The 23,116-nt window shown below is 60.4% G+C and carries 20 protein-coding genes; 6 read left to right on the top strand and 14 right to left on the bottom strand.

Translation table 11 applies throughout. The features are described 5' to 3' along the window. Positions 1-169 precede the first annotated feature (169 nt). Entirely contained in the window at positions 170-724 is a 555-nt protein-coding gene (locus tag NYP16_RS01230) for a hydrolase (RefSeq protein ID WP_274942287.1), read from the top strand. Positions 725-733: 9 nt separating this feature from the next. Here the strand turns inward: NYP16_RS01230 and glpK are convergent, their stop codons facing one another. Beyond that, positions 734-2,200 carry a glycerol kinase GlpK gene (gene glpK, locus NYP16_RS01225; RefSeq protein WP_274942286.1) on the bottom strand — a complete coding sequence of 489 codons (1,467 nt, stop codon included), beginning with the start codon at positions 2,198-2,200 and terminating at the stop codon, positions 734-736. An 85-nt stretch (positions 2,201-2,285) separates the two neighbouring features. On the opposite strand from glpK, the gene glpD reads away from it, so the two are divergent. Beyond that, positions 2,286-3,800, top strand: a complete 1,515-nt coding sequence (gene glpD, locus NYP16_RS01220) for a glycerol-3-phosphate dehydrogenase (RefSeq protein WP_274942285.1) — start codon at positions 2,286-2,288, stop codon at positions 3,798-3,800. Continuing rightward, complete coding sequence (locus NYP16_RS01215) at positions 3,797-4,462, top strand: cytochrome b/b6 domain-containing protein (protein WP_274942284.1); 666 nt, start codon at positions 3,797-3,799, stop codon at positions 4,460-4,462. The genes glpD and NYP16_RS01215 overlap by 4 nt, the downstream gene beginning before the upstream one ends. Before the next feature lie 14 nt (positions 4,463-4,476). Here NYP16_RS01215 and NYP16_RS01210 read toward each other — a convergent pair whose 3' ends face one another. From NYP16_RS01210 to NYP16_RS01180, 7 genes are all read right to left on the bottom strand, one after another. Beyond that, a complete protein-coding gene (locus NYP16_RS01210; protein WP_274942283.1) occupies positions 4,477-4,938 on the bottom strand; it encodes a c-type cytochrome in 462 nt (153 codons plus the stop codon). 2 nt (positions 4,939-4,940) lie between these two features. Then, complete coding sequence (locus tag NYP16_RS01205) at positions 4,941-6,305, bottom strand: spinster family MFS transporter (protein ID WP_274942282.1); 1,365 nt, start codon at positions 6,303-6,305, stop codon at positions 4,941-4,943. Positions 6,306-6,775: 470 nt separating this feature from the next. Further along, a complete protein-coding gene (locus NYP16_RS01200; RefSeq protein ID WP_274942281.1) occupies positions 6,776-7,942 on the bottom strand; it encodes an isovaleryl-CoA dehydrogenase in 1,167 nt (388 codons plus the stop codon). A gap of 14 nt (positions 7,943-7,956) precedes the next feature. After that, complete coding sequence (locus tag NYP16_RS01195; RefSeq protein ID WP_274942280.1) at positions 7,957-8,862, bottom strand: hydroxymethylglutaryl-CoA lyase; 906 nt, start codon at positions 8,860-8,862, stop codon at positions 7,957-7,959. A gap of 2 nt (positions 8,863-8,864) precedes the next feature. Then, complete coding sequence (locus NYP16_RS01190; protein WP_274942279.1) at positions 8,865-10,883, bottom strand: acetyl/propionyl/methylcrotonyl-CoA carboxylase subunit alpha; 2,019 nt, start codon at positions 10,881-10,883, stop codon at positions 8,865-8,867. A 6-nt stretch (positions 10,884-10,889) separates the two neighbouring features. Then, positions 10,890-11,681, bottom strand: coding sequence for an enoyl-CoA hydratase/isomerase family protein (locus NYP16_RS01185; protein ID WP_274942278.1), 792 nt, complete (start codon positions 11,679-11,681; stop codon positions 10,890-10,892). Between the two features lie 12 nt (positions 11,682-11,693). Next, entirely contained in the window at positions 11,694-13,301 is a 1,608-nt protein-coding gene (locus tag NYP16_RS01180; RefSeq protein ID WP_274942277.1) for a carboxyl transferase domain-containing protein, read from the bottom strand. Between the two features lie 158 nt (positions 13,302-13,459). Here NYP16_RS01180 and NYP16_RS01175 point away from each other — a divergent pair, with 158 nt between their 5' ends. Next, positions 13,460-14,341, top strand: a complete 882-nt coding sequence (locus NYP16_RS01175; protein ID WP_274942276.1) for a LysR family transcriptional regulator — start codon at positions 13,460-13,462, stop codon at positions 14,339-14,341. A 98-nt stretch (positions 14,342-14,439) separates the two neighbouring features. On the opposite strand, the gene NYP16_RS01170 is transcribed toward NYP16_RS01175, so the two are convergent. Continuing rightward, positions 14,440-15,318 carry an ankyrin repeat domain-containing protein gene (locus NYP16_RS01170; RefSeq protein WP_274942275.1) on the bottom strand — a complete coding sequence of 293 codons (879 nt, stop codon included), beginning with the start codon at positions 15,316-15,318 and terminating at the stop codon, positions 14,440-14,442. A 312-nt stretch (positions 15,319-15,630) separates the two neighbouring features. Between NYP16_RS01170 and NYP16_RS01165 the strand changes: the two genes are divergently transcribed. Further along, entirely contained in the window at positions 15,631-16,281 is a 651-nt protein-coding gene (locus NYP16_RS01165; protein WP_274942274.1) for a DUF1345 domain-containing protein, read from the top strand. On the opposite strand, the gene NYP16_RS01160 is transcribed toward NYP16_RS01165, so the two are convergent. Together NYP16_RS01160 and NYP16_RS01155 are read right to left on the bottom strand one after the other, a co-directional pair. Next, complete coding sequence (locus NYP16_RS01160) at positions 16,278-16,871, bottom strand: GNAT family N-acetyltransferase (RefSeq protein ID WP_274942273.1); 594 nt, start codon at positions 16,869-16,871, stop codon at positions 16,278-16,280. The two genes, NYP16_RS01165 and NYP16_RS01160, sit on opposite strands and share 4 nt — an antisense overlap. Before the next feature lie 15 nt (positions 16,872-16,886). Further along, positions 16,887-17,660, bottom strand: coding sequence for a GntR family transcriptional regulator (locus NYP16_RS01155; protein WP_274942272.1), 774 nt, complete (start codon positions 17,658-17,660; stop codon positions 16,887-16,889). Between the two features lie 205 nt (positions 17,661-17,865). Here NYP16_RS01155 and NYP16_RS01150 point away from each other — a divergent pair, with 205 nt between their 5' ends. After that, positions 17,866-20,229 carry a TonB-dependent receptor gene (locus NYP16_RS01150; protein WP_274942271.1) on the top strand — a complete coding sequence of 788 codons (2,364 nt, stop codon included), beginning with the start codon at positions 17,866-17,868 and terminating at the stop codon, positions 20,227-20,229. Here NYP16_RS01150 and NYP16_RS01145 read toward each other — a convergent pair. The 3 genes from NYP16_RS01145 to NYP16_RS01135 form a co-directional block, all read right to left on the bottom strand. After that, positions 20,226-21,182 carry an alpha/beta hydrolase gene (locus NYP16_RS01145; RefSeq protein WP_274942270.1) on the bottom strand — a complete coding sequence of 319 codons (957 nt, stop codon included), beginning with the start codon at positions 21,180-21,182 and terminating at the stop codon, positions 20,226-20,228. The genes NYP16_RS01150 and NYP16_RS01145 overlap by 4 nt on opposite strands. Positions 21,183-21,196: 14 nt before the next feature. Next, entirely contained in the window at positions 21,197-22,087 is an 891-nt protein-coding gene (locus tag NYP16_RS01140) for a hypothetical protein (RefSeq protein WP_274942269.1), read from the bottom strand. 88 nt (positions 22,088-22,175) lie between these two features. Beyond that, a complete protein-coding gene (locus NYP16_RS01135) occupies positions 22,176-23,114 on the bottom strand; it encodes an AraC family transcriptional regulator (protein WP_274942268.1) in 939 nt (312 codons plus the stop codon). Positions 23,115-23,116: the final 2 nt, after the last annotated feature.

Here is a 23,116-nt window from a genome sequence, read left to right as displayed (position 1 = left end):
TGAGGCTCCTCAGAGTGGGCGGCATTGCGCCCGTTATTCCCAAGCTTGCCCCCGAGTTTACGCCGCCCCCCGGCTTTTATCTAGGACGAGAGCGCCCTCCCATTTGCCTCTCCGGGACATTGCCGATAAGCTTCTGTCTCTCCGGGAAAACAAGCGTCAAGGAGCTCTCATGTTGCTCGAACAAAGCCGGTCACAGTTGCTGGTTATTGATATTCAGGACCGTCTCGCCCCGCATATCGCCAATATCAACGAGGTGGTGGACAATAGCGCGGTGCTGCTCGCCGCCGCCCAGCGGCTCGATATCCCGGTCACGGTGACGGAACAATATGTGCGCGGGCTCGGCCCCACGGTCGAACCGCTCCAACCCTTCATCGAAGGGGTCAAGGTCTTTGAAAAGCTTCATTTTTCCGCCGTGGCCGATCCCGCCATCCGGCGCCATCTGCAACAGATCGATCAGTCGGGCGGCCGCAATCAGATCGTGATCTGCGGCATCGAGGCCCATGTCTGCGTGTTACAGACCGCGCTCGCCCTCGCCCGCGCGGGTCAGAATGTGGCGGTGGTCATCGATGCCGTGGGCTCACGCCGCACGGAAAGCCTCGACGCCGCCCGCGCCCGCCTGCTCCAGAACGGCATCGAGGTGGTGACCACGGAAATGGTTCTGTTCGAATGGCTGCATGTGGCCGGCACCGACATCTTCAAGGACCTGTCGAAGCTTATTCAATAACATCGCTTATCAACCGAGGGTACGTCGCACCGCAGCCTGCCACCCGGCATAAAGCGCCCTGCGTTCAGGCTCCGGCATGGTCGGCTCATAACGCGCGGCGCGACGCCAGTGGGCGGCAATATCGTCAAGCCCGTCATAAACCCCGGCCCCGAGCCCAGCGAGAAACGCTGCCCCCAAAGCCGTGGTCTCGGCCACGTCCGGCACATCCACCGGCCGGCCGAGCATGTCGGCCATGAAGCGCATGAGCCAACGGCTGTTGGTCAGGCCACCATCGACCCGCAGGACCGAGGCCCCGGCATCACCCGCAAATTCAGCAGTCATGGCAGCCACCAGATCGCGGGTCTGATAGGCCACCGCCTCAAGCGCCGCCCGGGCAAGATCGCCCGCGTCGCTGCCTGCCGTAAGCCCGCAGATCACCCCGCGCGCCGCCGCATCCCAATAGGGCGCGCCAAGCCCGCTGAAGGCCGGAACCAGATAAACCCCCTTATGCGGCCCGGCCCGTTCGGCCAGCGCATCCGCCTCCGCCGCAGACCCGATGAGCCCGAGCCCGTCGCGCAGCCATTTGATGCTGACCCCAGCGCTGAACACGCTGCCCTCAAGGGCATAGGTCGGTTTGCCGTCAAACTGATAGGCGATGGTGGTGAGCAAGTGATGCTGCGACGGCACCGCCCGCGCCCCCGTATTCAGCATCAGAAACGACCCCGTGCCATGGGTGCATTTCACCATGCCGGGGGCAAAACACGCCTGCCCCACCGTCGCCGCCTGCTGATCCCCGGCAATCCCGGTGATGGGGATGGCCTGCCCGAACAGGGCCGGGTCCGTCACCCCGAACGCCGCCACTGAATCGCGCACCTCCGGCAACAGGCTTTTCGGCACGCCGAACAGATCGAGCAACCAGTCGTCCCAGCGCCCGTCATGAATATTGTAAAGCATGGTGCGTGACGCATTGGTGGCATCGGTCGCATGCACCCGCCCCCCGGTCAGCCGCCACAGCAAAAAGCAATCCATGGTGCCCATGCGAAGCTCGCCCCGCTCGGCCCGGCCCCGCGCCCCGGGCACATGGTCAAGCAACCAGACGATCTTGCTCGCGGAGAAATAGGGATCAAGCAACAGCCCCGTGCGCGCTGTGACCTCGGCCTCATGGGCCTTCAACCCGGCGCAGAAATCCGCCGTGCGCCGGTCCTGCCAGACGATGGCGTTGGCGATGGGCGCGCCGGTCCGGGCGTCCCAGATCACCACCGTCTCCCGCTGATTGGTAATGCCGAGCGCCACCACCGGCGCATCCGCCTGAGCGAGCGCCGCCCGCGTCACCGCAAGGGTCCGGGTCCAGATTTCGTCGGCGTCATGTTCAATTTCCCCGGGGGCCGGATAGATCTGCTGATGTTCCTGTTGTGCCGCCGCCCGCACCCGGCCATCGCGATCAAACAGCATGGCCCGCGTGCTCGTGGTGCCCTGATCGATGCTGAGCAGCAACATCTGTCCGTCTCCCCGCTTCATTCTTGCCAGATTAGTGATATCTTATTCCAGAATTTGATGTTTTCGGCAGAGGTTTCGGCAAGACGTGCCACAGTATGACCCTACACCCACACCAGATCTTTATGATCTTCTGATCATTGGCGGCGGCATCAATGGCGTGGGCATTGCCCGGGACGCCGCAGGACGCGGGCTGCGTGTCCTGCTCGCCGAAGCCCATGATCTCGCCTCGGCCACCTCCTCGGCGTCGAGCAAACTCATTCATGGCGGGCTGCGTTATCTCGAACAATATGAATTCCGGCTGGTGCGGGAATCCCTTGCCGAACGCGAGGTGATGCTGAAAATCGCCCCGCATCTTGTCCATCCCATGACCTTCGTTATGCCGCATAACAAGCGCCTGCGCCCGGCCTGGATGCTGCGCATCGGGCTTTTTCTTTATGATCATATGGGCGGCAAACACAGCTTGCCTGCCTCGCGCGGGCTCGATCTCGCCCATCTGCCCGAAGGTCTGCCGCTCCGGCCCGAACTCACACGCGGTTTCAGCTATGCCGATTGCGCCGTCGATGACGCCCGCCTCGTGGTCGTCACCAGCATGGATGCCGCCGAACGCGGCGCTCATATCCTGACCCGCAGCCGGGTCACCAGCGCCCGGCCCGAAAACGGCATCTGGAACGTGACCATCAATGGCAGGACGCTGCATGCCCGTGCGCTCGTCAATGCCGCCGGACCCTGGGCCGGGACCGTCGATCACGAGGTGATCGGCCTGCCGCAACGCACCCCGCTCCGGCTGGTGAAGGGCAGCCATATTATCGTGCCGCGTCTTTATGCCGGTGATCAGGCCTATATCCTGCAAGCCGCTGACCGGCGGGTGATTTTCGTCATGCCCTTTGGCCCCGACCATAACCTGATCGGCACCACCGATCTTGAACTGACCGCCATGCCGGACAGCCCGGCCATCACGACGGCAGAGATCGACTATCTCTGTGCGACGGTCGGCGATTATTTCCACAAGCCCCCGAAAGCCGCCGACGTGGTCGGAAGCTTTGCCGGCGTGCGCCCGCTTTATGACGACGGCGACGGCAACGCCTCGAACGTCACTCGCGATTATGTGCTGAAGCTTCAGACCCTCGACGCCGCGCCCCTGCTCTCGGTCTATGGCGGCAAGCTCACCACCCATCGCCGTCTGGCCGAAGCGGTGCTTCATAAGCTCGCGCCGCATTTCCCCAAGCTCGGGCCCGCCTGGACGGCCACAGCCCCGCTTCCCGGCGGCGATCTCGGCACCGACAGCTTCCGCGAGTTCCTGGCCGAAAGCGCCTGCCGCTACCCCTGGCTGCCACACGCCCTCCTGGATCGTTATGCCCGCGCCTATGGCGACCGTCTGCATTTCCTGTTGAACGGCTGCGAGGATATGAGCGATCTCGGGCCGGAAATTCTGCCCGGCCTCCATGCCCGGGAGGTCGCCTATTTATGGAACCATGAATGGGCCCGCACGGCCGAGGATATTCTTTGGCGACGCAGCAAGCTTGGACTCGGGTGCGCCGATCCGGCGCCGCTTACCGCCTGGCTTCAGAGTTTCGACGGCTCGAAAGGCGTGTCCCTATGACCGGGCCGCAGGTAAAAATCCGTATTTGGGATGCGCCGGTGCGGATCTTTCACTGGTCCATCGTCGGTCTGATGGGCCTGAGCTGGTGGAGCGTCGAGCAAGGCGACATGGAGCTTCATCAATGGTCGGGAATAACTGTTCTGACGCTGGTGCTCGCCCGCATTCTCTGGGGCTTCTACGGCAGCAGCACAGCGCGCTTTCGGCATTTTCTCGTCGGCCCCGGCCGCATGATTATGTATCTGAGCGCCATAGCCGCGCGCAAGGTGCCGCCCGTCGCCGGACATACGCCCACCGGCGGCTGGATGATTGTTTTGCTGTTGCTGCTGATCCTGCTGCAACCCACGCTCGGGCTGTTTGCCACCGATGATATTCTTTTTGAAGGGCCGCTCTATGGCTTCGTCAGTCAGGAGCTCTCCTATACCCTGACCGCCCTCCATAAAAGCCTGTTCAATATCCTGCTGGTCAGCGCCGGATTGCATATCCTCGCGGCGCTCTATTACCAGTTCATACTGCGGGAAAAAATCATCCCGCCCATGGTCACCGGTTGGCGTCTGTGGCACGCACCCTTGCCGCGTCCGCTGCAATTCATCAATCCGCTCTGGGCGCTGCTCACACTCGGGATTGTCGGTGCGGTGGTCTATCAGGTCATCCTGTCCTCATAGACCACGCCCAAGCCTCAGTGCTTTTCGCGGAAATCGTCGTGGCAGGTCTTGCAGCTTTTGCCTAAAGCCGCCATCTCGGCACCAGCCGCCTTGGCCCCGCCGCTTGCCGCAGCGCTCGCCAGTTTCTGCGCCTGTTGATCGAAGGCCTTCATATCCTTTTCGAACTCCGGCCATTTGCTCCAGATATCCGCCTTGGCGGTGGTGCGTTCGCGGCCTTTGCCTGCGGTATTTTCTTTAAAGGCCCCAAGCGCCATGCTTGATGTGCGCGCGAGCATCTCGGCATGGGTCTGCAGCGCCTTCGGGTCATCGATCTTGCCTTTGAGCGCCATGGACAGGCCCGCCATATTGCCGCCGATGATTTTCATCACTTCCTTGCGGTAGGTGACGGCGTCATCGGCTTCAGCCGCCTGCGCCGAGTGCACAGCCCCCGTCATGACCATCGCCGCCATCGACAGCATCATTGCCTTTTTCAGCATCATTAAGTCCTTTTTCCTGTCAGCCCGATCTCGGCCTCAAGCGTTTCGCGTTCGCGGATGCGAGCGGCAAACCCCTTCAGAGAGAGCGATAATAAGATCACCGCAGGCGGCACAGCGCAAGTCGAGATGATCGCGAGCGAATAGCCCAGCATGGCCGGATCCTTGAAGCCGTAATCCGTCACCAGCGCCACCGCCGTCGGCCCGATGCCCAGCCCGAACAGATTGAGCACCAGCAAAAACGCCGCCGACACTTGCCCACGCATTTCATTCGGCGTGATGAGCTGCAAGGCCGCAGGCGAGGTCGATGACGGCACGCTGGTGAAAATCGCCGCCGGCAAATATGCGAGAATGGCCAGCGCCGGGGTCGGCATCAGCGGCACCAGAATGATCGGAATGACAATGCCGATGCCGCTCAGCATGATCACCAGCGGATAAGCGATATATCTCCCGCGCGCCATCAGATGATCGGCCAGCATGCCGCCGCCATAGACGCCGATCACCCCACCTACGAGTACCACGAGGCCCACATAAAGCCCGGCCTCCCCCGCCGTGAAACCATGCACGCGCATAAAAAAGGTCGGCAGCCATAAATTGCAGGCATAACCGATCAGCGCCACAAAGGACGTGCCCATCATAAACGGCGCATAAAGCCGCCAATGCGCGCCGATATACCTGAGCCCATCCATGAAGGACTGCCCGTCCCGCGTCACCGTCTCGACCCCGCGCCGCGCCGGTTCCCGCACCAGAGACACAAGAAGCGCGATCAACAGCCCCGGCAGCCCGACGACAAAAAACGTCAACTGCCAGGCCTTGATGGAGCCAAGATATGGCACCTCCAGCGGCGGCATATGCATGGCCATCTGCACCACCGCCCCGCCGACGATGAGCGCAAGCCCCGTGCCCACATAAATGCCGATGGTGTAAACGCCCATAGCGCGGCCGACTTTTTCACGCGGAAAATAATCGCTGATCATGGAATAGGCAGCAGGCGACAGTGCCGCCTCGCCAACGCCGACACCGATGCGGGCCATAAACAACTGCGTGAAATCCCGCGCGAGCCCGCAAGCCGCCGTCATCAGGCTCCACACCGTAATGCCCGCCGCAATGATCCATTTGCGCGTCGCCCGGTCGGCCAACCGCCCTATGGGATAACCCATAGTGGTATAGAAAATAACAAACGCGAGGCCATGCAGCAGGCTGACCCCGGTATCCGTAATCCCAAGATCACGACGGATCGGTTCCACCAGCAGGCTCAGGATCTGACGATCAATGAAGGAAAACGTATAAGCAAAACTCAAAAGTCCGACCACGCCCCAAGCATAACGCAAGGATGGCTGATCGTCCGTACCCGTCTGTTGCAAACTCATGAACCCCTGCCGGAAACCTGTTTGCCGCAGTCTGCCGACAGAGGAATGACATTGCAAATATTAGTGGCGGCCCAAGGCTGGAATCAGATGGCCCGTGCTTCGAGACGCTTCGCTCCTCAGCACGAACGGCTTTTCTTATTCATCCGTTCGTGCTGAGGAAGCGCGTTAGCGCTGTCTCGAAGTACGAAGCCGCACGTTGGTCACAGATTTAAGCCTGTCATACGCGAACTGGACCCACGTATCCATGGCTCAACCGCCGAGATGGATTGCCGGGTCAAGCCCGGCAATGACATAGTGTTGGCTGCAGACCAGCCTCTATGCCTTCTCGGAAGACAAGTCCACCCAAGCAGTCCAATAGGATCACAATAATTAAAACCTGTCATACGCGGGCTTGACCCGCGTATCCATGGCTCAACCGCTGAGGTGGATTGCCGGGTCAAGCCCGGCAATGACAACTTAGAATCGGACCTCTAAAGCGTTTCGGAAAACAATTCACGGCCGATGAGCATGCGGCGGATTTCGCTGGTGCCGGCGCCGATCTCATAGAGTTTGGCGTCGCGCATGATACGGCCGGTTGGATAATCATTGATGTAACCGTTGCCACCCAGCGCCTGAATCGCCTCAAGTGCGAGCCAGGTGGCTTTTTCCGCCGCATAAAGAATACACCCGGCCGCGTCTTTCCGCGTGGTCTCGCCGCGGTCGCAGGCCTTCGCCACGGCATAGGTATAAGCCCGGCTCGCCGTCAGCGTCGTATACATGTCGGCAAGCTTGCCCTGCATCAGCTGAAACTCACCGATAGCCTGACCGAACTGCTTGCGTTCATGCACATAGGGCACGACCACATCCATGGCCGCCTGCATGAGCCCGATGGGCCCCGCAGCCAGCACCACGCGTTCGTAATCAAGGCCGGACATCAGAACCCGCACACCCTCGTTCAGCTTGCCAAGGACATTTTCCTCGGGCACTTCGCAATCCTGAAACACGAGCTCACAGGTGTTCGAGCCGCGCATGCCGAGCTTGTCGAGCTTCTGCGCCGTCGAAAATCCCTTGAAGCCCTTTTCAATGAGGAACGCGGTGATGCCCTTCGCCCCGGCATTCGGATCGGTCCGCGCATAAACCACCAGCGTATCGGCGTCGGGACCATTGGTGATCCACATCTTGTTGCCGGTCAGAATATAGCGGTCGCCCTTTTTATCGGCGCGGAGCCGCATAGAGACCACGTCCGATCCCGACCCCGGCTCCGACATGGCGAGCGCGCCCACATGATCGCCGGAGATAAGCTTCGGCAGATATTTCGCCTTTTGCTCGGCCGTACCGTTGCGCTTGATCTGATTGACGCAAAGATTGGAATGGGCGCCGTAAGACAGCCCGACACTGCCCGACGCGCGGGAGATTTCTTCCATGACGATGCAATGGGCGAGATAGCCCATATTGACCCCGCCATATTCTTCTTCAGCGGTCATGCCGAGCAGGCCGAGATCGCCGAATTTTTTCCACAGGTCCATGGGGAACTGATTGTCGCGATCAATCTCCGCCGCACGCGGGGCGATTTCTTTGGCGGCAAATTTCGCCACGGTGTCGCGCAGGCTTTCGATATCGTCGCCAAGATCGAAATTGAGGGACGGGAAGCTATGCATGAATTTTCTCCGCGTTAATCGGCCAGTTTGTCTTTAAGAGCATGCGCCACCTTGGAGGACGGCGCGCGGCCCAGATGATCGGCAATGAACCAGGCAGTCCGGACGATGGCGTGCAGATCAACGCCGGTCTCGATCCCGAGTTCGTTCAACAAGAACAGCACGTCTTCCGTCGCCACATTGCCCGACGCGCCCTTGGCATAGGGACAACCGCCAAGACCAGCCACTGAGCTGTCAACGATGGTGATGCCATGCTTCAACGCCTCATGGATATTCACGAGCGCCTGCCCATAGGTGTCATGGCAATGAATGGCGAGCTTCTCCGCCGGGGCGATTTTCAGCACCGCCTCAAGCATGGCCGCCACCTTGTTCGGCGTGCCGACGCCGATGGTGTCGCCCAAGCTCACTTCGTAAACCCCAAGATCGAACAGGGCGCGGGTCACCTCGGCCACCTTGTCAGGCGCGATCGCACCTTCGTAAGGACAACCGAGGGTGCAGGACACATAACCGCGCACCCGCACATCATGGCGGCGGGCAAGCTCCATCACTGGCCGGAAGCGTTCAATGCTCTCCGCTATGGAGCAATTGATATTGCGCTGGTTGAAGGTTTCAGAGGCCGCGGTGAAAATGGCCCAGGTATCGGCCTTTGCCGCCAGCGCCGCCTCCGCCCCCATAAGGTTTGGTGTCAGCACCGGATAGACCACGCCGAGCGCGCGGGTGATGCCCGCCATCACCGCCGCATTGTCGGCCATCTGCGGCACCCATTTGGGCGACACGAAACTCGTCGCCTCGATCTCCCGGAGCCCCGCCGCCGCAAGACGATTGATCAGCGCGATCTTGATATCGGTCGGCACTACCTGCGCTTCGTTCTGCAAGCCGTCACGCGGGCCGACCTCATAAAGGGTCACGAATTTAGGCAACATCCTCACGCCTCCGCCGCCTCGACAACCGCAAGCACGCTGCCTTCGGTCACCTGATCACCTTCGCCCACATGAAGCGCCGCCACCGTGCCATCGACCGGCGCGGTCATGGTGTGCTCCATCTTCATGGCTTCCAGAATCAGCAAGGGCGTGCCGCGTGTGACGCTATCACCGGCCGCGACCATGACGCGGGTGACTTTACCCGGCATGGGGGCGGTGATGCCGCCGCCGGTCGATGTCCCTTCCTCGGCCGCGACGCCCGGATCGTAATACTGCACACGCCGGGTGACACCGCCGATGATCACGGACACATCATGACCCGCCCGCACCACGATGGCGCGCAAGGTTTCACCGCCAAGATCGGCCCTGAGCTCCCCATCCTGTCCGCGCAGCGCACGCACCTTCATGCTGTGACCACCAAAATCGAAGCACCAGCCGTCACCGTCGAAGCTCACCAGAATCTCGCGAATGGAATGCCCGTCGTCAAAGCGCAGCGTAAGATCGGTCTGCCCGTTCATACGCCAGCCGTCGGCCGCACCCCAGGGGTTATAGGGATCGCCGCTCGCCCGCGCCGTCGCCGTATATTGCTCGCGCAGCCGCAACAGGTGATCGACTGCGGCCAGCGCCAGCACGCGATCGCTCGCCCCGCTGTCTGTTGGCACCAGATCCTCCAGATGGCGATCGATAAAGCCGGTATCCACATCGCCCGCGATGAAATCGGCATTACCCGCGACCCGGCCGAGAAACGCCACATTGGACGCAAGCCCGGCAATGGCGCATTGCCCGAGCGCACCTTTCATGCGGCGCACGGCCGAGGCGCGATCGCGATCCCAGACAATCAGTTTGGCGATCATCGGATCATAATGCATGGAGACTTCGTCGCCCTGCTCCACCCCGGTATCGACGCGCACATGGCTGTCGGTCGTCGGGAAGCCGAGATGCAGCAAGCGCCCGATGGACGGCAGGAATCCCCGCGCCGGATCCTCGGCATAAATCCGCACTTCCAAAGCATGGCCGCAGATCGCCAGTTGCTCCTGCGCCAGCGGCAGAACTTCGCCTGCCGCCACTCGCAACTGCCATTCAACCAGATCCTGACCGGTGATCATTTCAGTCACCGGATGCTCGACCTGCAGGCGCGTGTTCATCTCCATGAAATAAAACGGCGCGTCTTCAATGCCGTTCGCCACATCGACAATGAATTCGATGGTGCCCGCACCTTCATATCCAATTGCTGCCGCCGCCGTAACCGCAGCAGCACCCATGGCGGCGCGCAGATAATCCGGCATATGCGGCGCGGGGGCTTCCTCCACCACCTTTTGATGGCGGCGTTGCAGGGAACAATCGCGTTCGAACAGATGCACCACATTGCCGTGCTTATCGGCGAACACCTGAATTTCAATATGGCGCGGCTTGGTGATGTATTTTTCGATCAGGCAGGCGTCATTGCCGAACGCCGCCTTGGCCTCGCGCCGCGCCGAGGCGAGCGATGCATCAAACTCCGCCGCGTCATCGACCCGCCGCATGCCCTTGCCGCCGCCGCCCGCCACCGCCTTGATGAGCACGGGATAGCCGATCTTGGCCGCTTCGCCACGCAGGAAATCATCGTCCTGATTGTCGCCGTGATAACCGGGAACCACCGGCACATTTGCCGCTTCCATCAGTTTCTTCGCCGCGTCTTTCAAGCCCATGGCGCTGATAGCGGAGGCCGGAGGACCGACAAAGACAATGCCTTCCCGCGCGCAGGTTTCCGCGAACTCCACATTTTCCGACAGGAACCCATAGCCCGGATGAATGGCCTGAGCCCCGGTTTTCTTGGCCGCCGCGATCAGACGATCGGCGAGCAGATAACTTTCCCGCGCCGGGGCCGGGCCGATATGCACCGCCTCGTCCGCCAGCCGCACGTGGCGCGCGTTCGCATCGGCGTCCGAATAAACCGCCACGGTCTTGATGCCAAGCCGCCGCGCTGTCTTGATGATCCGGCAGGCGATTTCGCCACGGTTCGCGATCAATATGCGATCAAACATCGGCACCTACCCCTTGACCCAGTTGGGTTTACGTTTTTCAAGAAAGGCCGCGAGCCCTTCCTGTCCTTCGGCGGAAATACGGCGATCGGCAATGCGCCGCGCGGTTTCCGTCATAAGCGCGTCATCGACCGCCCGGTCCATCACCGCGAACACCAGATCCTTTGACGCCGTCATGGCCGTCTGACCATTGCCAAGAAACTGTTTGATGAACCCGTCCACCGTCTGCGTGAGCGCCGCGTGATCGGCCGCGACTTCATGCACAAGGCCGATGGCCTGCGCCTGGCCGGCATCGAAGCGTTCCCCGGTCAGGAAATAACGTCGCGCCGCACGCGCGCCGATGGCCGCCACCACATAGGGCGAGATGGTCGCAGGCGCGAGGCCGATCTTGACTTCGGACACCGCGAAAATCGCCGTCTCCACCGCCACCACCAGATCGCAGCAGCTGAGCAACCCAACCCCGCCCGCGAAGGTCGCGCCATTGACGGCGGCAATGGTCGGCTTCGACAACCGATCCAGCGTCTTCAGCATGACCGCGAGCTTCATGGCGTCAGCCATATTTTCCGCGTGGGAATATTGGACGAATTTCTTCATCCAGTTCAGGTCGCCACCGGCCGAAAAACTCGCGCCCTTGCCGGTCAGAACCACAACGCGCACGGCGTCATTCTGATCGAGCGCCGCGAACATTTCCGTCAGCTGCGCGATCATGTCTTCGTTGAAGGCATTATGCAGCTCAGGCCGGTTCATGGTGACCGTTGCCACCCCGCGCCCATCGATATCGAGAAGAACCATGTCACTCATTTCGTCTTCTCCTTACATCCGGAACACGCCATAGCTGGTTTCGGGCACCGGCGCATTGAGGCTCGCCGACAGTCCAAGCGCCAGCACCCGGCGGGTATCCGCCGGATCAATGATGCCATCGTCCCATAACCGAGCGCTCGCATAATAGGGATGACCCTGGGTTTCATACTGCTCGCGGATCGGCGCCTTGAACGCGTCTTCTTCCTCCGCAGTCCAGCTTTTGCCGGTGCGCGCCATGGCGTCTTTCTTGACGGTGGCGAGCACGCTTGCCGCCTGTTCTCCGCCCATGACGGAAATGCGCGCGTTTGGCCACATCCACAGGAAGCGCGGTGAATAGGCGCGGCCGCACATGCCGTAATTCCCGGCCCCGAACGAGCCGCCGATGATCACCGTGAATTTCGGCACCTTCGCGTTGGCCACGGCCATCACCATCTTGGCCCCGTCCTTGGCGATGCCGCCGGTTTCATATTTGCGCCCGACCATGAAGCCGGTGATATTCTGCAAAAACACCAGCGGAATGCCGCGCTGAGCACAAAGCTCGACAAAATGCGCGCCCTTCACGGCGGACTCCGAAAACAGCACGCCATTGTTGGCAATGATGCCCACCGGATAACCATGAATATGCGCGAACCCGGTCACAAGCGTGGTGCCGTAAAGCTTCTTGAATTCGTCAAACTCGCTGCCATCCACCAGCCGGGCAATGACCTCGCGCACGTCATAGGGCACCCGCGTGTCTTTCGGAATGACGCCATAGATTTCAGACGGATCATAAAGCGGCGCGCGCGGTTCCCGCACCGTCACCGGCACGGTCTTGCCCCAGTTCAGATTGCCCACAATGCGCCGCGTCAGGGTCAGCGCATGGGCGTCATTCAAAGCCAGATGATCGGCCACGCCGGAGACTCGCGTATGCACATCAGCACCGCCGAGATCTTCCGCCGACACTTCCTCCCCCGTGGCCGCCTTCACAAGCGGCGGACCGGCCAGAAAGATCGTGCCCTGGTCCTTCACAATCACGCATTCATCGGCCATGGCCGGCACATAAGCGCCGCCCGCCGTGCAGGACCCCATGACCACGGCGATCTGCGGAATGCCCGCCGCCGACAGCGTCGCCTGATTATAAAAAATCCGCCCGAAATGCTCCCTATCCGGAAACACATCATCCTGATTGGGCAGATTGGCCCCGCCCGAATCCACCAGATAAATGCAGGGCAGGCGGTTTTCGCGCGCAATCTCCTGAGCCCGCAGATGCTTCTTCACCGTCAGCGGATAATAGGTGCCGCCCTTCACCGTCGCATCATTGCAGACGATCAGGCACTCGATGCCCATGACCCGGCCAACCCCGGTGATGATCCCCGCCGCCGGCACATGGTCATGATAAACGTCATGGGCTGCGAATTGCGACAGTTCCAGGAACGGCGACCCCGGATCAAGCAGCGCCTTCACCCGGTCGCGCGGCAATAACTTACCCCGCGACAGATGACGCTCCCGCGAGACCGCGCCACCACCTTGCTTGATTTCGGCGACCTTGGCCGTGAGATCATCCACAAGGGACTGCATATGAGCCCTGTTGGCTGCAAATCCCTCACTCCGCCGGTCAAGCGCGCTCTCAAGTATCGACATCCGGATGCTTCCCACAAATATGCCCCGCCCGACCCGTCACCCCGACACGGCGGGACTTCACAGCAGGCGGCGACTTTTGACAGTCCTTGACAGGACTTTACCCTCGGCTCAAGAATAGATGAAATTTTTTGTTTGTATGGGTTTTATAGATAGCATCTATGTTTGAACTGTATCAATTACGCTATTTTCTTGCGGTCGTCGAAACCGGCAGCTTCACCAAGGCGGCCGAGCGCGCCTGCGTCACCCAACCGACCCTGTCGGCGGGCATTAAAAAGCTCGAATCCGGCTTGCGGGTCAAACTGTTCAATCGTTCCAACCGCCGCATTTTTCTGACCGAAGCCGGAACCCAGTTCATCGAACGCGCCAAATCGATCCTCCATCAATGTACGCTGGCCGAGGTCGAATTGCACGAAATCGAAGCCCCGCGGGTGATCCGGCTCGGCGTGCTGATGACCATCCCGGCCGCCCGCCTCGCCGCCCTTGCCGGCGGTTTCCGCCGCACCGAACCGGGCGTGGTCATCGAATTGTCCGAGGGCACCGAGCAGGAAATCACCAATAAGCTCGACAGCGGCGGCGTCGATCTCGCGCTCACCATCCTGCGCGGACCGCAGACCGCCGCCACCCCTCACCGCCCGCCGGTCGAGCTTTGGGAAGAAGGCTATGTCCTCGCCCTCGCCGCAAGCCACCCCCTCGCCGAGCGCGGGCGGATCGAAGGCCGCGCCCTCGCCAACGAGCCCACCATCGTGCGCACCAGATGTGAATTGCTGTCGGAAACCAGCCGCTATTTCACCGACCAGAACGTGCGCCCCAGATTGGTCTACCGCACCCCCCAGGATGAACGCGCCCTGATGATGGTCGCCGCCGACCTCGGCTTCACCACCCTGCCCGAAAGCTACGGCCTGCCCGGCATCGCCAAATTGCGGTTAGAAGGCTACGACTACCGCCGCCGCATCGGCCTGCTGCACGGTGCACCGCAATGGAACAAGGAAAAACAGGCGCTGGTGGATCGATTTGTGGCGTTTGCCAAGGCTCAGCATTGAAACACACATAAAGCAATCCGCAACAGGGCGGACGGATAGATTTCTGAATTGACGGGCCCCATCACCGACGTTCCATCAGGCCCCCAAGCATCACATCCTCAGTAATAGCTTCCGGTCTTCAGGCAAGTTTGCCATTTGCGGTATTCGCGCATTTTGCAGGTGCTGTCGCTGCAGAGCGCCGATGATGTGTAATGACGGCTTTCACACATTTTGGCATATGGTGAGTTTGGCGTTGTGGGTGTGTCGTTCGCGGCGTTCGCTTTCGGCTTTGTGGTCGCGGCGGGTTGTGCTACGGGCTTTGCGGGCGTTTCCAAAGATGCGGATATGCCCAATTTACCGCCCGCTTTTTTCAATTCGGCTTCAACCATGGTGCCCATGGCACGATCAAGCGCGGTCTGGCCGCTATTGGTCTTGGTATTTGGATTTGCACCGCGCTGCAGCAGTTCCTTCACAATGGCAAGATTGCCTTCGCCAGCGGCAAAATGCAGCAGCGTATAGCCTTCGGCATTCTGCATGTTGACATCGAGCCCCTTGTCAAGCTCGGCGATCACAACATCGTTCCTGCGCCAGCCGATATTCGCCCGCGCCGTATCAAAATCGCCTGTGCCTTTGGCTTGTGGAGAGGCGCTCTTTCCTCCGGCCATCGCCGCCTTGAGGCGGGTTTGAACCATGGTTCCGATCGCCATATCGAACGGCGTACTGCCCAAATTCGTTTTGATTGACGGATTGGCCCCACGTTCGAGTAGGGAATCCACCATGGCAAGATTTCCTGCCTCAGCCGCATAATGCAGCAGCGTATAGCCCTCGGACGTTTGCATATTGATGTCAAACTGACCGCTGTCGATATCCTGAAGTGCCGCCGCGTTATTCTTGGTGCCGATGTAATAGCGTGCGTTGTCGAACGGATCCCCTGCCCTGGCGCTCGCCACCGAACAGGCCAGAAAGACGACGCAAAGCATGAAGTTTACAAACCGCATGGACCTACCCCTTGGCATAGTCTTCAGGATATCGATATTCAACCTATGATAATCTCGTAATTTCGGCATGTGAAGCGACTTCTTCAGTATATTCAGATAATTAAGAAAGATTTCATATTGTTGGAAAACTCAGACCATAAATCGGTAATTCACCCAGGATAGCATATGACCGCTAAACACCGGCCGTTGCACTGCGAAAACCTGTAGCGGCTTTACTGGAGCCGATGTCCGACATACTCTTTGAAAAGCTCGAACATCCACGTGGGTCTGTCGACGATCCGAAGACCCGGCATCATCGAGGAGGCAAATAGAATGGCGGGAACCCGGCAGCGGCCAGTTATCGGCAACATTCTGTTCCCCTGGCGTTTTATCGGCTTCGTCGTCATTGCCGGTCTTGCGGCCAGTCTCGCCATCCCGGCCCTTGGCTGGCGACATGGGGCTATGGTGAGCTTTGACCTTGCCGCGCTGATCTTTATCCTCGCCTGCATATCGCTGCTTGGTCAGGAGGCCGGGGCCATGCGCAAGGCGGCGGAACGCAACGATGCCAACAGGGGGCTTCTCCTCTGCATTTCCGTTCTCGTATTGCTCGTCGTCATGGTGACGGTTGCAAGCGAGCTGATCCAGGTGAAAACCCGCGATGCCATCGATATCGCGGTGGTCATTGCCACCCTGGCGCTGGCCTGGACCTTCAGCAACCTGGTCTTTGCGCTACATTATGCCCATATGTATTACAGCCGCGACAAAGACGGCGGTGATTACGGCGGTCTCATTTTTCCGGATACGCCAGAGCCGGATTACTGGGATTTCATCTATTTCGCATTCTGTCTCGGCATGACTTTTCAGACCTCCGACACCAATATGAAATCGCGCCGCTTCCGCCGCGTGAGCACCTTTCACTGCCTCGCCGCCTTTGTGTTCAACATCGGCGTGATCGCCTTCAGCATCAATGTGCTTGGCGCCTAGATCAACGGCACATGGGGGGCAACGTCTCGCGGCAGCGTGCCGTCGAGACGCGGGTCGGTCATGATCTCGACCTCCCGGCCACAGGCACGAAATCCTGCCCGTTCATAAAATTTCGGCGCGTCCGGATGATCGTTGGTGCAGGTATGCACAAAGACCCGGGGCGGCTTCACGGCACGGAAGCGTTCCATGGCCCGGGCCATGAGATAGCGCCCCGCTCCGCTGCCGATCATATCCGCCGTCACCCCGAGGAAGGCGAGTTCGGCATTCTTCGGATCACGAAAATCCAGTTCCAGCAGCCCCTTTGGCGTCGTCTCGCCCTGCCGGGTCAGCGCATAAATCTCGACCGCCGGATCCTTGATGATGGCCCCGAGCGCCTCGTCCGTCATGCGCAGGCGGCTGAACCACAGCCAGCGCGCACCCACCGCGCGAAAAAGATCGCGGTACCAGTCAAGGTCGGGATCAGCCACAAATTCCAGATGAAGATCGGGACGCTCAAGCCCCGCCGCGTCCACAGGCGGCAGATCGCGCATGTCGAAATGAGTGACGACGGCGGCGAGTTTGCCGGGCGGGATCGCTTGAAACTCGCTCATGCAAAATCCTCCCGCTCAGGAAAAATAATCATCGGACAACGTCAGCAACGATTGTCCGGACGCCTGAACATGGGCGCGCATGGCAGCTTCGGCCGCTTTGGCGTCGCCTTTCAGAATGGCTTCGATGATGCGCTCATGATCTTTCATCGACTTCTCCCGCGCCGTTTCCGACAGCAGCCGCACATAGACGATGCGATACATCGGCAATTGCACCTGTTCCACCAGCCGCTCCAGCTGAGCACTGCCCGCGGCCTCGACCAGAAGCTTGTGGAACTCTGTGTTTGACTGAGAATAAGCATCAATGCTTTCGCTCGATTTGACCGTTGTCCGCATGACCGCGCGCAAATCCAGCAGTGCCTTTTTCAGTTTAGGCGTCCCGTAGATAACCGGCGTCGCGAGCCGCGCCACCAGACCCTCAAGCATTTCCCGGATGAGATAAGCTTCCTCCACATCCTTTTTGCCGAGCAGCCGCACCGTGGCCCCTTTATAGAGGGCGAGTTCCACCAGACCTTCGGCGGCAAGGCGGCGGAACGCCTCACGCAAGGCCGTGCGACTGACATTGATCTGTTCGGCAAGATCGGGCTCGATCAGGCGCTGCCCGGGCACGAACTGACCGCGCATGATTTTCTGGCGGATGCGGTCCACCACTGTGTCCACCACACTGATCTGGCTGGATGCTACGGGGCCAGCTGGTTTTTCGGGTTTGACGGATTTTGCGGGCTTAGTTCCGGATCGCGTGACGGCCACCTTGCCTGACTTTACCTCACCTGACTTTGTCTTACCGGTCATCGTCCATCTCTGTTGAAGCACCTCTGGATCCTCCGTCAGTATTTTCGCGCAAGGCCGGATTGACAAGCGATATTTTTTAACATTATCGTATGACGATTGATTATGACGATATCGCATTAACATTACCACCCCACCCGACCACATCCAGAAAGTGAGCCAGACAGAAAGCAAAATCGGGAAGCCGCCAAAAAGGGGAGAAACAAAGATGAAAGCCAAACTGTTATGGGGCAGTGCAGCCGTTGCCATGCTGGCTCTGGAGCCGCAGACCCAGGCGCTCGCCGCCAGCGCGCGCGACACCGCCGGGCTTGAAGAAATCGTCGTCACCGCCCGCCGCCGCGCCGAAAGCATTCAAACCGTCCCGGTGGCCGTGGCCGCCTTCAGCAGCGAAAATCTTGAAATGCGCTCGATCACGGATATCGCCAATCTGTCTTCCGTGGCGCCCAATTTATATGTGTCCTCCGGGCCCTCCGGCGGCGCGGCCACGGCCAGTTTCTTCATCCGTGGCATCGGCCAGATCGATTTCGTGCCCACAACCGACCCCGGTGTCGGCGTTTATCTTGATGGCGTTTATATCGCCCGCCAGACCGGCAATGTGCTCGATCTCCTCGACCCCGAACGGGTGGAGGTGTTGCGCGGACCCCAGGGCACGCTTTTTGGCCGCAACACCATCGGCGGTGCCATCAGCATCACCAGCAAACGACCGACCGGAGATTTCAGCGGCAAGCTTGAAGCCACCGGCGGCAATTACAATCACTATGAACTCAAGGGCTATGTGGAATTCCCGCTGGTAGCCGAGAAACTCGCGGGCTCAGTCTCGGTGGCGCGGCGGGCCCAGGACGGGTACGGCAAGCGTCTGCTGACCGGCGAAGACATGGGCGATCAGGATGTCTGGTCCGGCCGCGCCGTGCTCAACTGGACGGCCAATGACAATCTGACGGTGTTTCTGACTGCCGACGGCACAAGGCGGGATGAACATGCCTATCCCCATCAGGCCATCGCCATTGTCGAAGGCGATGATAATTTTTCCGGCCTCAGGGCCTTTGATGCTTTTGTCGCCTCGCCACCGCCGCCCTACGGCTTTGGCCTGCCCTATCTGACGCCAAGCGCCACCTGTCCGCCGTTCCCGGCACCGGCCACGAAATGCACATCACCCTTTGTCAGCCACGGCGGCTATGACAGCCTGGCCACCGGCCCCAATGTCTCCAAACTTGATGTCTGGGGCATCTCAGGGACGGTGGACTGGACGTCCGATCTCGTCTCCGTCAAATCCATCACCGCCTACCGCCATCAGAAAGATCAGTCCGGCGTCGATTATGACGGCAGTCCTTTGCGCATCGCCGAACAATTCACCAAATTCGACTCCACCCAGTTCTCCCAGGAATTTCAGGTTTACGGCAAGATCGGCGCACGGACGGATTGGCTGGTCGGCGCCTATTACGCCCGCGAGACCAGCGACATCCTGTTCGATGCCGCCTTCCTGCGCCCGGCCATCGGCCCTGAAATCCAGTTGCGGAGCCATCTCAAAACCAACAACTACGCCGCCTTCGCAAGCGTCACCGTCGGCCTTACCGAGGCGCTCAGCATCACCGGCGGTCTGCGCTATTCCCGCGACAAGAAAACCTTCACCGACCGTCCCGATTTCCTCGCCAATCCTTATCTGGACGGGGCCCCCTCATCGGTCTATGCGGCAGGGGTCATCGATGTGCCGGGGGTTGGTCTGATACCAGCTTTTCTTTCGAGTGGCACCACGCTCACGGCCCATGGCAGCTGGGATGAATTTTCTCCGAAGGCCAGTGTGGAATATCGCGCTCTTGAATCGGTTTTTCTCTACGCCTCCTGGTCGCGCGGCTATAAAAGCGGCAGCTTCAACGGCCGCGCGCTGACTGCCTCCCCCGGGCCTCTGCCCTATGATCCGGAAACCGTGACCGCCTATGAACTCGGGGCCAAATTCGATTTTCTCGATAATCGGGTGCGGCTCAATATGGCGGCGTTCCAGACCGACTATAACAATATTCAGGTCACCGTTCTCATCAGCGATGGGCCGATCGTCAACACCCCCACGGTCAATGCCGGCAAGGCACGCATTCGCGGTTTCGAAGCCGAACTGCAGGCCATGCCCGTGCAAAATCTACGCATAGACGGCAGTCTGGGTTATGTGGACGCAAAATTCCTCAGCCTCAATCCGCCCAGCAGCTTCCCCCACGCGCTATTGCCATTCAACACCGACGCCTCCTTTGCCCAGACCCCGGAATGGACGGCCAATCTTGGCGTGCAATATGACTTCCCGCTCGGCTCCATCGGCTCGCTCACTCTGCGCGGCGATCTCATCTATCGTAGCCGGATCTATCCGAACGTCCCCAATATCGAAGCAGTCGTGGAAAAGTCGCTGACCCTGCTCAATGCCCGGGCCACCTATCAATCGCCGGATGAAAACTGGCAGCTCGCGGTCTATGGCACCAATCTCGGCAACAAACGCTATCAATCTTTCGGCTTCGTCTCCTTTGGCATTGCCACCGGATATCTCGCACCCCCCCGCCAATATGGCGCGACCATCACCCGCCGGTTCTAGATACTCGCCGGATGGAGCGCCCTGCGTAAATGCCGAGCCGCATGACGCATGGCGCTCCGGGCGATGAGCAGTCGATCAGACATGGAAAAGAAATTATGCACCGTGCCCGGCCAGACCTGATAGGTCACATCCGTGCCTTCGGCGCGCAGCCGATCGACAAAGGCGTCGGTCTCCGGTCGTAGAAAATCATATTGAGCGGCGAGAATATAAACCGGCGGCAAACCGCCAAGCGACTCCGCCCGCAAGGGAGAACATCGCCAGTCAGCCCGCGCCGCAGCGTCCGGCAGATAAGCTTCTTCAAGCGCCGCCAGCACCGGCGCGGTCACCGGCCCGATCCTGAGATTGCGCAGTTTTTCAGGATAGTCCCCGTAAAAATCCGTCGACGGCCCAAGCAGCAACTGAACCCTGAACGGCGACCCTTGGTCCCGCGCGCGGATCGCACAGCAAGCCGCGAAACTTGCCCCCGGTGCGTCGCCACCAATGGCAAGGCGCGCCGGATCGCCACCAAGATCCGCCGCATGATGGACCAGCCAGTCGGCCGCAACGAAAGCGTCTTCCACCCCGGCCGGAAACGGATGTTCCGGCGCGAGACGATAACTTGCGGTGACGACAATGCAATCCGCCTCCCGACAGAGAAACCGCGCATGAGCCGCAGCCGTATGGATGCTGCCGCTGCAATAACCGCCGCCATGAAAAAATAGCAACACCGGCAACCAGTCCTTGCTGCGACGCGGCCAATAAACCCGCGCCGCAAGCGCGTGATCCCCCGCCGGAATGGTCATGTCCTGCCAATGATGCACCGGCAGCGCCTGCGGATCCCACAGACCGGGCGACATCTGTTCGAACTGCGCGCGGAAGCTCACAGGATCGAACCTGTCCCCAAAAGGTCCCGCCTCGGCCAGGGCGGCGAGCATCTGTTCCACCTCACGATCGAGCGTCATCGATACCGTCATCGCCAAGGCTCCGGTCAGACGATTGCAGCGGTCGGACGCGACTGCAACAGCTCGTCATCGCTGAACCAGGGCAGGGTGATCATCTGAATATGCAGATCGGACTGCGCCGTCAGATGCAGGGTTTCGCCGGTGGCGATTTCAAACGCCGTGCCGGCGATCAGCCGATCGCCCTCGGTCTCCGCCTCCCCCGACAGCACATAGCCAAGCTTGGGCGCGCGCGGTGCGGACTCCGCGAGGACTGCTCCTTCCGTCACCTTGATCTGGGTGATATCAATCAGCCGTTCGGTAAATACCCCAAGGGTGGAGCGGAAAACACCGGCCTGCTCCGCATCGGGCAGCGCCGCCGCATGGGCCGGATTCATGATCACCGGATTGCGATAGCGCGGCTCACGGTAAGTGACCGGCTTGCCGTTGATATGCTGCCACAAGGCTTCGTAGCCATCCTGATTGGGTTTCACATCCGGCGGCAGATTGGTGCGTTGATTGCGGAAGAACACGCCATTCCGGAATTCACCAAGCTTGGTCATTTCATGATAAGCGCGAAACAGGTCCGAATATGACGTGAAGCCATCGCCATTGGCACCGCCGAATTGCAGCAACAGCACCAGAGAATCCGTCGAGTCGATGGAATAATAGCCGCCTTCACCATAATAACCGACCTCCCCCGGCGCAAGATCCGTGGCCTTGCCGTCGCCGAACTTGCCATCCAGACACAACCGGATCTGATCGAAATTATGATGATGGCGCGGACTTAAAAACCGCCCCGGCGATTTGGCCAGGGTGAATTCATAATTCTGCGGCGACCCCGGGGTTCCCTGAAGCAAGCGTTTGAATTCGATATTGGGTTCGCGGTGCTGCGTTTCCGAGCGGATGAACGGGACGTCCTTGTCGTGAACAATGCGCATTGCAGAATCTCCATGATCGTCATACGATATCATCGTATCAGATCAAAGGTCGAAATCAATATGCAAGTCTTGAGCCGCCGATTCATGTTCAGGCTGGGCGCGCCTGATCTCGATTGACGGACCCGGCATCGCGATATTGCCCCGGCGGCATGCGGTAGCGGCGTTTGAACGCCTTGATGAAACTCGGCACCGAAACATAGCCCACGAGATCGGCCACTGTGGCCAGATCGTAAGGCGTCGCCGCCAGCAGGGACGCCGCCGCGGCAAGCTTGTGGTCGGTCAGATACTGCCCCGGCGCGAGCCCCATCAGCGCGCTGAACTCCCGCGTGAAGGCCGAGCGCGACAGCCCCACCCGTTTCGCGAGATCGCTGACCGTCCAGTCGGTCGCAAGCGCCGTATGGATGAGCATCAAAGCCCGCGCCACCGGCGGTTTGGCAAAGCCTTTCATCAAAGCGCGGCGCAGCGCCGGGTCGGCGAATTTCGCAAACAGAATTTCCGCCAGCAATAGGTTGAGCACCCGGTGACTGATGAGCGGCGACGTCTCGCGCGCCTTGCGCGCCTCCCGCTCCCACAGCTCCGCAAGGGATGCGACCTCGGCCCCGTCGCCGAATTCGGCCTGCCGCACCAGAATGAGATCTGGCAGAATGCGGGCCACGGTAGCCTCCGCTACATCGTCCCATCTGGCCACGGCGGCGCAAAACACTGTGCGCGCCCCGTCGCCGCCATGACGGATCATATAGGTCTGAATGGGCCGTTTGCGGATGACCTCCATCACCGATTCGTCCCGCACATCCAGCGATGAACACAGCCGATGCGAGGTGCCGCGCGGAATAAGCGCCACATCGCCCGCCATCACCCGTAGCGGAGCCTGCCCATCGACCGCGAGCCAACAGGCGCCCTCGCGAATGACCACAAGAACCGCGCTCGGCATCAGGGGTACCCGGCCGCTCCAGGGCGCGCCGCAGGTCACCAGACCGAATTCGGAACTGCGAAATCGCGCCTTGGTCAGAAACTGCATGATCGTCATGG

Source organism: Govania unica (assembly GCF_027920805.1).
Taxonomy (GTDB): Bacteria; Pseudomonadota; Alphaproteobacteria; order Sphingomonadales; family Govanellaceae; genus Govanella; species Govanella unica.
Note: the sequence above shows the minus strand (reverse complement) of the source record. Positions and strands in the feature narration are given on the sequence as shown.